Origin of the sequence: Streptomyces huasconensis (assembly GCF_021028635.1) — a bacterium.
Classification (GTDB): domain Bacteria; phylum Actinomycetota; class Actinomycetes; order Streptomycetales; family Streptomycetaceae; genus Streptomyces; species Streptomyces huasconensis.
Genome location: NZ_CP086119.1, coordinates 7781882 through 7793819, shown reverse-complemented (window position 1 = coordinate 7793819; position 11938 = coordinate 7781882). Strand labels below are relative to the sequence as shown.

At 72.1% G+C, this 11938-nt stretch carries 12 protein-coding genes; 6 read left to right on the top strand and 6 right to left on the bottom strand.

Features of this window, described 5'->3' with window-relative positions:
* The first annotated feature begins 131 nt into the window (after positions 1-131).
* The gene (locus J2N69_RS34620; RefSeq protein ID WP_230904257.1) at positions 132-1340 is read left to right on the top strand and encodes a cytochrome P450; all 1209 of its coding nucleotides are present in this window, start codon (positions 132-134) and stop codon (positions 1338-1340) included.
* 5 nt (positions 1341-1345) lie between these two features.
* Entirely contained in the window at positions 1346-1549 is a 204-nt protein-coding gene (locus J2N69_RS34615; RefSeq protein ID WP_230904256.1) for a ferredoxin, read from the top strand.
* 72 nt (positions 1550-1621) lie between these two features.
* Here the strand turns inward: J2N69_RS34615 and pstS are convergent, their stop codons facing one another.
* Both pstS and J2N69_RS34605 read right to left on the bottom strand, forming a co-directional pair.
* Positions 1622-2701 (bottom strand): phosphate ABC transporter substrate-binding protein PstS, encoded by a 1080-nt coding sequence (gene pstS, locus J2N69_RS34610; RefSeq protein ID WP_230904255.1) that lies wholly within the window; start codon positions 2699-2701, stop codon positions 1622-1624.
* A gap of 291 nt (positions 2702-2992) precedes the next feature.
* Complete coding sequence (locus tag J2N69_RS34605; RefSeq protein ID WP_230904254.1) at positions 2993-3166, bottom strand: CsbD family protein; 174 nt, start codon at positions 3164-3166, stop codon at positions 2993-2995.
* A 225-nt stretch (positions 3167-3391) separates the two neighbouring features.
* Here J2N69_RS34605 and J2N69_RS34600 point away from each other — a divergent pair, with 225 nt between their 5' ends.
* Positions 3392-4378: an AraC family transcriptional regulator gene (locus J2N69_RS34600; protein ID WP_230904253.1), complete on the top strand. Its 987-nt coding sequence runs from the start codon at positions 3392-3394 to the stop codon at positions 4376-4378.
* Between the two features lie 239 nt (positions 4379-4617).
* A complete protein-coding gene (argG, locus tag J2N69_RS34595; RefSeq protein WP_230904252.1) occupies positions 4618-6066 on the top strand; it encodes an argininosuccinate synthase in 1449 nt (482 codons plus the stop codon).
* Between the two features lie 22 nt (positions 6067-6088).
* Here argG and J2N69_RS34590 read toward each other — a convergent pair whose 3' ends face one another.
* Together J2N69_RS34590 and J2N69_RS34585 are read right to left on the bottom strand one after the other, a co-directional pair.
* Entirely contained in the window at positions 6089-6841 is a 753-nt protein-coding gene (locus tag J2N69_RS34590) for an SDR family oxidoreductase (protein WP_230904251.1), read from the bottom strand.
* Entirely contained in the window at positions 6838-8004 is a 1167-nt protein-coding gene (locus J2N69_RS34585) for an acyl-CoA dehydrogenase family protein (RefSeq protein ID WP_230904998.1), read from the bottom strand. The genes J2N69_RS34590 and J2N69_RS34585 overlap by 4 nt, the downstream gene beginning before the upstream one ends.
* Positions 8005-8301: 297 nt before the next feature.
* Between J2N69_RS34585 and J2N69_RS34580 the strand changes: the two genes are divergently transcribed.
* Positions 8302-9243 carry an alpha/beta fold hydrolase gene (locus J2N69_RS34580; protein WP_230904250.1) on the top strand — a complete coding sequence of 314 codons (942 nt, stop codon included), beginning with the start codon at positions 8302-8304 and terminating at the stop codon, positions 9241-9243.
* Positions 9244-9333: 90 nt separating this feature from the next.
* Complete coding sequence (locus J2N69_RS34575; protein WP_230904249.1) at positions 9334-10008, top strand: TetR/AcrR family transcriptional regulator; 675 nt, start codon at positions 9334-9336, stop codon at positions 10006-10008.
* Here J2N69_RS34575 and J2N69_RS34570 read toward each other — a convergent pair.
* Positions 10005-10955, bottom strand: a complete 951-nt coding sequence (locus tag J2N69_RS34570; protein WP_230904248.1) for a LysR family transcriptional regulator — start codon at positions 10953-10955, stop codon at positions 10005-10007. The two genes, J2N69_RS34575 and J2N69_RS34570, sit on opposite strands and share 4 nt — an antisense overlap.
* 53 nt (positions 10956-11008) lie before the next feature.
* Positions 11009-11884 (bottom strand): LLM class flavin-dependent oxidoreductase, encoded by an 876-nt coding sequence (locus J2N69_RS34565; protein WP_230904247.1) that lies wholly within the window; start codon positions 11882-11884, stop codon positions 11009-11011.
* Positions 11885-11938: the final 54 nt, after the last annotated feature.

Genomic DNA, 11938 nt, shown 5'->3' with positions numbered 1-11938 from the left:
ACGGCGGCACGGCACCGTCGGCGGGGCAACCGCAAAGCCCCAAGACGCCACACGGAGCCATAGTGGCTCGCCATGGCGCCAAACATGTGCCATGCTGGCATCACAACGCTTCCCGCACCGGAGGAGACGCCATGTCGCACGATGCGTCGAACGACTTGTTACGCCTGCCCACCGCCCGCCGCGAAGGCTGCCCCTTCGACCCGCCCGAGGAGTTGACGCGGCTGTGCGAGGAACGGCCGCTCGCCCGACTGCGTTTTCCCGACGGGCACCTCGGATGGCTGGCCACCGGCCACTCCGTGGTCCGCGCGGTCCTGGGCGACCCCCGCTTCAGCTCGCGCTACGAACTCCTGCACCTGCCCTACGAATCCGAGTTCTCGGGGCCGCTCGGGCCCGCGCCGGTCGGCGACCTCACCGGGCTCGACGCCCCCGAGCACACCCGCTACCGACGGCTGCTCACCGGCAAGTTCACCGTGCGCCGCATGCGGCTGCTCACCGAACGCGTCGAGCGGATCACCGCCGACCACCTCGACGCCATGGAGCGCCAAGGACCGGCGCTCGACCTGGTGAAGGCGTACGCGCAGCCCATCCCGACCCTGATGATCTGCGAGCTGCTCGGAGTGCCGTACGCCGACCGGGACTTCTTCCGGCAGCAGACCGAGACGCTGATGACGCAGGGCATCGGCGAGGCGGAGCTGGCGGCCGCCATGACGGCCGGCCAGGAGTATGTGCACAAGCTGGTGCTCGCCAAGCGCGCCGAGCCCACCGACGACCTGCTGAGCGACCTGACCGGGACCGACCTCAGCGACGAAGAGCTGGCCGGGATCGGCAACTTCCTGTTGGGCGCGGGCCTGGACACCACCGCCAACATGATCGCGTACGGCGCCTTCGCGCTGCTGAGCCACCCGGACCAGCTCGCCGCCCTGCGGGACGATCCCGGCCTCGCCGAGTCAGCCGTCGAGGAGCTGATGCGCTATCTGACCATCGCGCAGACGGGGGCGCGGACCGCGCTGGAGGACGTCGAGCTGGCGGGGCAGTCGGTCAAGGCCGGCGAGACGGTCGTGGTCTCCATGGAGGCCGCCAACCGCGACCCGGCGCGCTTCCCCGACCCCGACCGCCTCGACCTGCGCCGCAAGGCCACCGGCCACGTCGGGTTCGGCCACGGCATCCACCAGTGCCTGGGCCAGCAGCTGGCCCGCGTCGAACTGCAGGTCGCCCTGCCCGCGCTGTTCACCCGGTTCCCGACGCTGCGGCTCGCCGCCGCGCCCGAGGACATCCCGCTGCGGACCGGCATGAGCATCTTCGGGGTGCAGGCCCTGCCCGTCACCTGGGGCGAGGAGTAGGCCCGGTGGAGCTGCGAGTCGACCGTGAGCGCTGCCTGAGCGCCGGCATGTGCGCGCTGACCGCCCCCGACGTGTTCGACCAGGACGCCGAGGACGGCAGGGTGCTGCTCCTCGACGCCGCACCGGAACCGGGCCCGCGGCGGGCAGCCGCCAGAGAGGCCGCCGAGGTGTGCCCGTCCGGAGCGGTCACGGTGGTCGAAGGCCCCTGAGAGGCGTGCCCTCGTCCGCCGCCGCGCAGGGGACGGCGGCGGACGGCGGGACGGGGCGGAGTCCGTCGCCGGTCAGGACAGCGTGCGGATCACCTCGCGCACCTGACCGGCGACGGACTCCGGCAGCGGCGCGTAGTTCAGGCGGGACAGCGGCTTCTGCCCCGCCTTGCTCGCGGTGTAGGTCAGGAACGACTTGAGGGCGGGCAGGGTCGCCTTCTGGTTCCCCTTGTCGCACACGATCTCGTAGGTGACCTGGACGATCGGGTACGCGCCCGGCGTCGGGGCGCCGTAGCGGAACTTCAGGGTCATGTCCTTGTCGCGGCCCACGACCCGCGCCGCCGCGATGGCGGCCGACGCCGACCTGGGCGTCGCCTCGACCGGGGCCGACGCGCCCGTGTCGATGCTGACGGTCTTGATGTGCCGGGCCCGCGCGAACGACAGCTCGAAGTAGCCGATCGCGCCGAAGCCGGAGGTGACCTCCGAGGCGACCCCGCTGGAGCCGCTCGCGGACGCGCCGCCCCTGCCGTGCCACGCCTTGCCCACCGGGTACCGCCAGACCTCGGGGGCCGCGCCCGCGAGGTACGCCTGGAAGTTCTGTGTGGTGCCGGAGTCGTCGGAGCGGTGGATGGGGCGGACCGGCATGGAGGGCAGTTCGGCGCCGGGGTTGAGCCGCTGGATCTCCGGGGCGTCCCAGGAGGTGATCCGCCGGTCGAAGATCTTGGCGAGGGTCGGGGCGTCGAGGACCAGGCCGTCGACGCCAGGCAGGTCGTACCCGATCGCGATGGGCCCGCCGACCATGGGCAGGTCGATGGCGCGGCCGCCCCGGCAGACGTCCTCGGAGAGGGCGACCTCCTCGGGCTTCAGCGCGCTGTCGGAGCCGCCGAACGCGGTGGCGCCCCGCAGGAACTGTGCGCCCCCGGCCCCGGAACCGATCGGGTTGTACGCGATCCGCACGCCCGGGCAGGCGCGTTGGTACTGCTTGATCCAGTACTTCATCGCGTTGTACTGGGCGCTCGACCCCGTGCCGGGGACCTTGCCGCCGCGCGCGCAGTCGAGCCCGGCGAGGGCGGCGGGCGCGGCGGAGGCGCGCTCCTCCCCGTCCCCTTCCCCGAGGCCCGCGACCCCGCAGCCCGCCAGGGCCAGCGCCAGCACGGCCGCGAGTGAGCCTGCCGCGAGCGTTCTACTGCCTTGGTACGTACGTCCTGGACGTGGGCGTTGCAACGTTGTCCCCTCGGGATACCGCGATCGGACCTCAGATGGTCGTCGATCAACGGTGACGGGGGGTGACGCGAGGGCGAACATCGGACGACGTACTGCCGTACGGGGATCAAGAGGTAGCCGCGCGGCGGCACTCGGTGACCGGAGCCGGGCGGGCCGCGCACGGGCAAGGCCCCGGGGACGACGTGCAGACGTCCCCGGGGCCCGTGTACGCGGCGATGCGCGTCAGTGCTTGCCGATGTCCTTGGCCTTCTCCTTGGCCTGGCGCGCGTCGCCCTTCATCCGGTCGGTGCGGCCTTCGGCGGCCAGGCGGTCGTTGCCCGTGGCGCGGCCCGCCGCTTCCTTGGCGGCGCCCTTGGCCTGCTCGGTCTTCGCCTTGGCCTTCTCGTCGGCGCTCATGTCCGCTCACGCTCCCTTGGCATCGACTGCATCTTGTTCTGATCTTCGTGTGACCGCTCATCCGCGGCTCAAACGTCTTGCCGGCGGGCATGTGGGGCGAGCCGTGGCGGGGGCCGGTCCGGCTCCTGCCTCGCGCGAGCGGCGCAGCCGGGCCGGGTGCCGGTGCCATCATGAATGGCGGCTTCCATCGGTGGCCGCCGGGGCGGCACGAGAGGGAGCGGGATCGTGGCTGCGGAACGGGGCGGGCGGGCGGAGTTCAGTCGCTTCGTCACACGGGATCTGGACGAGGCGCGCACCGTGCTCTCGCAGGCGTTCTGCGATCTGCGCCTGAGTGCGACGGGGCCGCCACGGGACTTTCGTACGAGCATGAACATGGTCGAGTTCGGAGCGCTGGCCGTCGGGGAGACGGGGCTCGGCACCGCCGTCGAGTTCCACGCGGCCGAGCTGGGTTCGTACCTCGTCGCCTGGACCCGCGCCGGCAGCTTCGACCTGCGCCAGGGCCGGTCGGTGAGGACGCTTGTCACTCCCGACCGGGCCGCCGTGTACGACCCCACGGCGGACAACTTCGTCGACACCCGGTCGGCCGAGTGCCGCATCTTCTCCGTGAACATCGACGTGGTGGCTCTCCACCGCCAGTTGGAGACCCTGCTCGGCCGGCCCGTGCACGGACGACTGTGCCTGGCGCCCACGCTCGACGTCTCGCGCGGTCCCGGCCGCAGCTGGGCGGGGCTCGCCCGGTGGATTCTGCAGGAGAAGGACGTGTCGCACGGGCTGCTGCGGCAGCCGATCTTCGCGCGGCGGTTCGAACAGACGCTGCTCGAAGGGCTGTTGCTCGCCGCCGACCACCCCTACCGGGCCCTGCTGGAGGAGCCCGCGCCCATGACGCGGCCCGCCGCGGTGAAGCGGGTCATGGATGCCGTGCAGGAGCGGCCGGCCGAGCCCTACGACGCGGCCCGGCTCGCCGAGATCGCCCATGTGGGCCTGCGCACTCTCCAGGAGGCGTTCCGCAGGAATCTCGGCATGTCCCCCATGGCGTACGTCCAGGAGGTCAGGCTGCAACGGGTGCGGCAGCAGCTGCGCGTCGCGGATTACGGCACGGTCACCGTCACGGAGGTGGCCTACCAGTGGGGGTTCGCGCACCTGGGCCGGTTCGCGCGGCGCTATCGGGCCCGGTTCGGCGAGTCCCCGTCGCAGACCCTGCGGGCCGGGTGAGCGCGGCGGCCACCCGGGGCCGGGCAGGTTCCCGCGTTTTGTGGACAGCGCCGCGTTGTGCGGAGCGCCCCGGCGCGCGGCGGCGGCGTACCTTCGCTTCGGCCGCGGCCGAGGGGGTGGGTGCACGGGAGATGAGCTGCGTCGGCGCCGTTCATCTCCCGGAATCGGCTCCCTCGGCGGCGGTTCCGGGCGGGCGACACCGGCTTGCATGGTCATGCATCATCATGCATACTCTTCCTATGTCCAAGGTCCTCACCTCCCTCCCCACCGGCGAGCGCGTCGGCATCGCCTTCTCCGGCGGTCTCGACACCTCCGTCGCCGTCGCCTGGATGCGCGACAAGGGCGCCGTCCCGTGCACGTACACCGCCGACATCGGCCAGTACGACGAGCCCGACATCGCGTCCGTGCCCGGCCGTGCCTCCGCGTACGGCGCCGAGATCACCCGTCTCGTCGACTGCCGTGCGGCGCTGGTCGAGGAAGGGCTCGCGGCCCTGGCCTGCGGCGCGTTCCACATCAAGTCGGGCGGCCGTCCGTACTTCAACACCACGCCGCTGGGGCGGGCCGTGACCGGCACCCTCCTGGTGCGCGCGATGCTCGAGGACGGCGTGCAGATCTGGGGCGACGGCTCCACGTTCAAGGGCAACGACATCGAGCGGTTCTACCGCTACGGCCTCCTCGCCAACCCGCACCTGCGGATCTACAAGCCCTGGCTGGACGCGGACTTCGTGACGGAACTCGGCGGCCGCAAGGAGATGTCCGAGTGGCTGCTCGCGCACGGGCTGCCCTACCGGGACTCGACGGAGAAGGCGTACTCCACGGACGCCAACATCTGGGGCGCCACGCACGAGGCGAAGACCCTGGAGCACCTCGACACCGGCGTCGAGACCGTCGACCCGATCATGGGCGTGCGGTTCTGGGACCCGGCGGTGGAGATCGACACCGAGGACGTCACCGTCGCCTTCGACCAGGGCCGCCCGGTCTCCATCAACGGCAAGGAGTTCGCCACCCCGGTCGACCTGGTCATGGAGGCCAACGCGATCGGCGGCCGCCACGGGCTCGGCATGTCGGACCAGATCGAGAACCGGATCATCGAGGCCAAGAGCCGGGGCATCTACGAGGCGCCCGGCATGGCGCTCCTCCACATCGTCTACGAGCGGCTCGTCAACGCGATCCACAACGAGGACACCATCGCCGCGTACTACAACGAGGGCCGGCGCCTCGGCCGCCTCCTCTACGAGGGCCGCTGGCTGGACCCGCAGGCGCTGATGGTGCGGGAGTCGCTCCAGCGCTGGGTCGGCGCGGCGGTCACCGGCGAGGTGACGCTGCGGCTGCGGCGCGGCGAGGACTACTCGATCCTCGACACGCAGGGGCCCGCGCTCAGCTACCACCCGGACAAGCTCTCCATGGAGCGGACCGAGGACTCGGCGTTCGGCCCGGTGGACCGGATCGGTCAGCTCACCATGCGCAACCTCGACATCGCGGACTCGCGCGCCCGCCTTGAGCAGTACGTGGGCCTCGGCCTGGTCGGCACCGCCCACCCGACGCCCATCGGCGCCGCGCAGGCGGCCTCGACGGGGCTGATCGGCGCCATGGACGCGGGCGGCGCCCAGGCGATCGCCTCGCGCGGCGAGACCGCGGACGAAGAGGCGATGCTGGACCGCGCCGCGATGGAGTCCGGCACGGACTGACACGCCCGGCGCCGGGTGCGGGTCACAGCGGGCCGGAGCCGAGGAGTTGGCCTCCGTCGACGACGAGGGTCTCCCCGGTGATCCAGCGCGCGCCGTCCCCGGCGAGGAACGCCACGGCCTCCCCCAGGTCCTCGGGCTCCCCGATGCGGCCCAGCGGGGTGGCCGCGGCGACCCGCGCCTCGTTCTCCTGCCAGAGCGCCTCGGCCAGCCGGGTCCGTACGACGCCGGGGGCGATGGCGTTGACGCGGACCTTCGGCGCCAGTTCCAGGGCGAGTTGCTTGGTGAGGTGGATGAGCGCGGCCTTGGAGACGTGGTAGACGCCGACGTCCTGGGCGACCGTGAACCCGCCGATGGAGGCGGTGTTGACGACCGACCCGCCGTGCTCCCCCATCCACGCCTTCACCGCGAGAGAGGTCCACAGGATCGGCGCCCACAGGTTGACGTCCATGGTCTTGGCGAACCGGGCGTGGTCCTGGTCGATGACGGGGCCGTACGCGGGGTTGGTGCCGGCGTTGTTGACCAGGACGTCGAACCGGCCGTACGTGGCCAGGGTGAACTCCACGCAGGCGCGCGCGGCGTCCTCGTCCGTGGCGTGGGCGCCGAACCCGACTACTCCGTCGCCCAGTTCAGTCGCCGCCTCCTCCGCACGCTCCTGGCTGCGCGAGGTGATCACAACGCGTGCGCCGTGGTCGCGCAGTGCGGCCGCGGCCGCGAGGCCGATGCCGCGCGAGGCGCCCGTGACGACGGCGACCCTGCCGTCGAGCGGGCCGCTCACCGCGCGTTCCGCTCGGTCTCGCGGCGGCGCAGCTCCCGCAGCGCGATGGTGCGCTTGTGCACCTCGTCGGGGCCGTCCGCGAGGCGCAGGGTGCGCAGGTGGGCGTACATGCTCGCGAGCGGGAAGTCGTCGCTGACGCCGGCGCCGCCGTGGACCTGGATGGCCCGGTCGATGACCTTGAGGGCCACCTCGGGCGCGGCGACCTTGATGGCGGCGATCTCCGTGCGGGCCTGCTTGTTGCCGACGGTGTCCATGAGGTGGGCGGCCTTGAGGGTCAGGAGCCTCGCCATGTCGATCTCGATGCGGGCCTCGGCGATCCAGTCCTGGATGTTGGCCCGGTCGGACAGGGGCGCGCCGAACGTCGTGCGGGACTGCGCGCGGTCGATCAGCAGGTCGAGGGCGCGCTCCGCCATGCCGATCGACCGCATGCAGTGGTGGATGCGGCCGGGGCCGAGGCGGGCCTGGCTGATCATGAAGCCGTCGCCCTCGCCCGCGAGCAGGGCGGTGCGCGGGACGCGTACGTCCTCGAAGAGCACCTCCGCGTGGCCCTCGCGGTCCTGGTAGCCGAAGACGGGCAGGCCGCGCAGGACGGTGACGCCCGGGGTGTCGAGCGGGACGACCATCATGCTCTGCTGCCGGTGGCTCGGCCCGTCCGGATCGGTCTTGCCCATCACGATGAGCACCCGGCAGTTCTTGTGCAGGGCGTTGGAGGTCCACCACTTGCGGCCGTTGAGGACGTAGTCGTCGCCGTCGCGCACCATCCGCATCTCGATGTTGCGGGCGTCGGAGCTGGCGACGGCGGGTTCGGTCATCGCGAACGCGGAGGCGATCTCACCGGCGAGCAGCGGCTTGAGCCACTTCTCCTTGTGCTCCTCGGTGCCGAAGAGGGTGAGGACCTCCATGTTGCCGGTGTCCGGGGCGTTGCAGTTGGTGGCCTCGGGGGCGAGGTGCGCGCTGCGGCCCATGATCTCGGCGAGCGGCGCGTACTCCAGGTTGGTCAGACCCGGGCCCCAGTCCGGGTGCGGATGGAAGAGGTTCCACAGGCCCCGCTCCCTCGCCTCGGCCTTGAGTTCCTCGAGGACCGGCGGATGGAAGTGCGGGTCGCCCGACTCCGTCATCTGCCTCTCGTACACAGCCTCGGCGGGGTAGATGTGCTCGTCCATGAAGGCGAGCAGTCTCTCCTGGTACTCCTTGGCCCTGTCGGTCACGTCGAACACGGATGTTCTCCCACGGTCTCGGTCGTGCTCTGAGGTCGTGCTCTGAGGGTGTACTGCTCGCCGACTCTGCGTCGTCACCGTATTTGAATCCGGATTCAGGTTCAAGACCTCGCGCACTTCGCGCTCCGCGGGTCGGAGCCGCCCTGTACAGTTGAATCCAACGTCAAGTTCAATACCTTCGACACGTCCTCCGCCCGCGCGGGTTCCTCGCGGGGGTGCCCGCGGACCTCAGGAGTTCTGCCCATGACGACACATGTGCCGGTCAGCGAATGGGAGCGCGTCGAGGCGCGCCGCGTCTCGACGGGCGGTGTCACGCTGCGGGTCTTCGACCACGGCGACGAGCGCCCGGGCAGGCCCCCGGTCGTGCTCTGCCACGGCTTTCCGGAGCTGGCGTTCTCCTGGCGGCATCAGGTCTTCGCGCTGGCGGACGCCGGCCACCGGGTCCTGGTGCCTGACATGCGGGGCTACGGCGGGAGTTCACGCCCCGCCGACATCGCGGCGTACGACATCCTGACGCTCTGCGCGGACCTGGCCGGGGTGCTCGACGACGTCGGCGCGGACGACGCCGTCTTCGTGGGGCACGACTGGGGTGCGAACGTGGTGTGGCACATGGCTCTGGAGCACCCCGAGCGGGTGCGGGCGGTGGCGGGGATGAGTGTGCCCGTGACGCCGCGGGCCCCCGCGCCGCCCCTGCCGATCCTGCGCTCACGCCTGGGGGACGACTTCTACATGGTGTGGTTCCAGGAGCCGGGCGTCGCGGACCGGGCGCTGAGCCGCAATGTGCGCAGGACGCTGGTCACCCGGGAGATCTACTCCGCCGAGTGGGCCGCCCGTCCCGACGAGCAGTTGCCTCCCCCGCCGTGGCTGAGCGAGCAGGAACTCGCGTACTACGTCGACGCGTTCGAGGCGACCGGGTTCACCGGCGGTCTCAACTACTACCGCAACCTGGACCGCAACTGGGCGCTCACCGAGCACCTGGAGGGCCGCGTCATCGCGCAGCCCTCGCTCTTCGTCACCGGCTCGAAGGACCCCGTCGCGCGGTTCATGCCGGCGGACGGGCTCGGCCGGATGCTCTCCGACCAGCGCGGGCACGTCGTCCTCGACGGCGCGGGGCACTGGATTCAGCAGGAGCGGGCCGAGGAGGTCAACGCCGCGCTCCTCGGCTTCCTCGCCGCGGTCGGCTGATAGCATCCGCTGCCACCGGTCATGACCCGGGTCACGACACGGCCCATGACACCGCCTATGACACGTTCGAACGACAGTGAATGGATCGCAGTGGCTGCCCAGGCCCCGGCCGCGGACGGCGGCCAGAAGCAACCGATCACGCCACGCAGCGCGCGCGGTGTCCGCACCCGCAACGCGCTGATCGCCGCCGCCCGTGAGGTCTTCGAACGCGACGGGTACCTGGACGCCCGGATCACCGACATCTCCAAGGCGGCACAGGTCGCCTCCGGGTCGTTCTACACGTACTTCAACAGCAAGGAAGAGATCTTCCGGGCGCTCGTCGAGCAGGTGCAGGAGGAGATGCTCCACCCGCATCTGCGCGAGCGCACCGGCATCACCGACACCCGCCGGCTCATCGACGCCTCCAACCGCGAGTACCTGCGGGCGTACAAGAAGAACGCCCGCCTGATGGCGCTGTTCGAGCAGGTCGCCCAGATCGACGAGCAGTTCATGGCGCTGCGCGTCGAGCGCGGCAACGCCTTCGCGCGGCGCAACGCCAAGCTGATCCGCGCCCTCCAGGAGAACGGCGAGGCCGACACGAGCCTCGATCCGCTGGTGACGGCGCACGCCCTGTCCGTGATGGTGAGCCGCATGGCCTACATGGTGTTCGTGCTGGGCCAGCGCATCCCGTACGAGCGGCTGGTCACGACGCTCAACAAGATCTGGGAGAACGGCCTGCGGCTCACGGACCCCGAGCGCCCCGAGGGTGTGACCGACGGGGCCTAGCAGTCCCGCGAGGACGCCAGCAGGTGGTCGCGGACGACGGCGACGTGCGGGTTGTCCGAGGAGCCGGGCCGCTGCACGAGGTAACCGGTGTTGATGGGCGGGTCCTCGGGGTCGTTCAGCAGGACCAGGTCCCCCGAGGCCAGCTCGTCGAGGCACAGGTACCGGGGCAGCACGCTGAAGCCGGCGCCGCCCGCCACCGCCGCCTTGACCGCGCGCAGGTCGGGCATGGTGACGGCGGGCTCGCACACCAGACGCTTGCCGAAGACATGGCGCCAGTAGCGGCGGACGATCGGCACGTCCTCGGCGTACGCCACCAGGGGCACGCCCCGCAGCGCGGCGGGCCCGAGTTCGGCGAGCCGCTCCGCCCCGCCGACGCGCTCCGCCCAGGAAGCCGCCGCGACCAGCACGAACTCCTCGTCGGCGAGAGGCACCCAGGTCAGTGTCCGGCCGCGGGGGCGGGTGGTGGCGACCACCAGGTCGTGGCGGCCGGTGCGCAGCTCGTCCAGGAGGTCGTCGGTCAGGCCCGTGGTGATCCGCAGCCGCACGCCCCGCTCCACGAGCGGCGCGAGGCCGGGCAGCACGCAGTGGGAGAGGAACTCCGCCGGACCCGCCAAATGGACGGGATCCGCCGTGCCGTCGCTGCCGTGGCCCGCGACCTCGGCCAGCGCGTCCAGGGGCTCGATGATCCGGGACGCCAGTTCGTCCGCGAAGGGCGCGGGGGCGGCGCCGCGCGGCAGCCGCTCGAACAGCTCCCGGTCCAGCTGCCGCTCCAGGGAGCGGATCTGCGCGGTGACCGTGGGCTGCGACAGGCCGAGGATGCGGGCGGCGGCCGTGAAGGACCCCGAGCGGTAGACGGCGAGGAAGGTGCGCAGCTGGTTGAGGTCTAGCGCCCCGGCTCCCGACTGCGGTGCGGCCGCCTCTCCCCCGCCGGCCTGTGACGTTCCCATACGGATGAGCCTAAGGCGCCCGGCGGGCGCGGGCTCGCGCCGGGTCGGCGGCGCTAGCCGACGAGTGGGGCGACCTCGCCCGTGACGAAGCGGATGAAGCCCTCCGGGTCCGGCTCGTCGGCGGTGGGCTGGAGGACGACGGTGTCGGCGCCCGCTTCGGCCAGGCGGCGCACGGCCGCCGCCACCGCTTCGGCGCTCCCGGCGACGCCGAGGTCCGCCGTCTCCTCCAGGCCGTCGCGCCGCAGTTCGGCGCGGAGGCGGGTCTCGGCGCCGGGGCCGGTAGCCGCGTGGAGGTAGACGACGACGGGGTGCGGCCGCTCGGGGCGGCCCGCCGCCTTCCTGCCCTCGTCGACGAGCCGCCGCGCGCGGCGTACGCCGTCCGGTGTGGTGCTCGCGTCCAGGACGGTGCCGTCCGCCGCCTCTCCGGTCAGCCGCACCGAACGGGGTCCGCGCGCGCCCGCGTAGACCGCGGGTGCCGAGGCGGGCGGCCAGTCGAGCGCGACGCCGTCGAGGCGGACGTACCGCCCCTCGGTCGTCACCCGCTCCCCCGCCAGCAGCGCCCGCATGGCGTCGAGGTGTTCGCGCAGGAGCGTCAGGGGTGAGGCGACGCGGGCGCCCACCTGGCCCATCCAGTCCTGCACGCCGTGGCCGACGCCGAGCATGACCCGGCCGGGGAAGAGCCGGTGCAGCGTGGCCGCCTCCATGGTGGTGAGGGCGGCGTTGCGCAGGGGCACGGGCAGCAGTCCCACGCCCACGCGCAGCCGCTCGGACCAGGCGAGGGCCGCGGCGGCGGTGGCGATGCCGCTCTCCAGGAAGCAGTCCTCCCAGAGCCACAGCTCCTGGAGACCGGCGTCGTCGGCCGCGCGCACCATGCCGCGCAGTCGCTCGGGCGGAAGCTGGGGGCGGAACACCAGGCCGAGAGCAGTCATGGCGCCTTCCTACCCCGTTCCTCGCGAAACGATCAACCACTTTTTCGCGCGGCG

Excerpts from the sequence above, each read along its gene's own strand:
- J2N69_RS34620 (WP_230904257.1), top strand. The coding sequence starts at position 132 with ATGTCGCACGATGCGTCGAACGACTTGTTACGCCTGCCCACCGCCCGC.
- J2N69_RS34605 (WP_230904254.1), bottom strand. The coding sequence starts at position 3,166 with ATGAGCGCCGACGAGAAGGCCAAGGCGAAGACCGAGCAGGCCAAGGGC.
- argG (WP_230904252.1), top strand. The coding sequence starts at position 4,618 with ATGTCCAAGGTCCTCACCTCCCTCCCCACCGGCGAGCGCGTCGGCATC.
- J2N69_RS34585 (WP_230904998.1), bottom strand. The coding sequence starts at position 8,004 with ATGGACGAGCACATCTACCCCGCCGAGGCTGTGTACGAGAGGCAGATG.
- J2N69_RS34580 (WP_230904250.1), top strand. The coding sequence starts at position 8,302 with ATGACGACACATGTGCCGGTCAGCGAATGGGAGCGCGTCGAGGCGCGC.
- J2N69_RS34570 (WP_230904248.1), bottom strand. The coding sequence starts at position 10,955 with ATGGGAACGTCACAGGCCGGCGGGGGAGAGGCGGCCGCACCGCAGTCG.
- J2N69_RS34565 (WP_230904247.1), bottom strand. The coding sequence starts at position 11,884 with ATGACTGCTCTCGGCCTGGTGTTCCGCCCCCAGCTTCCGCCCGAGCGA.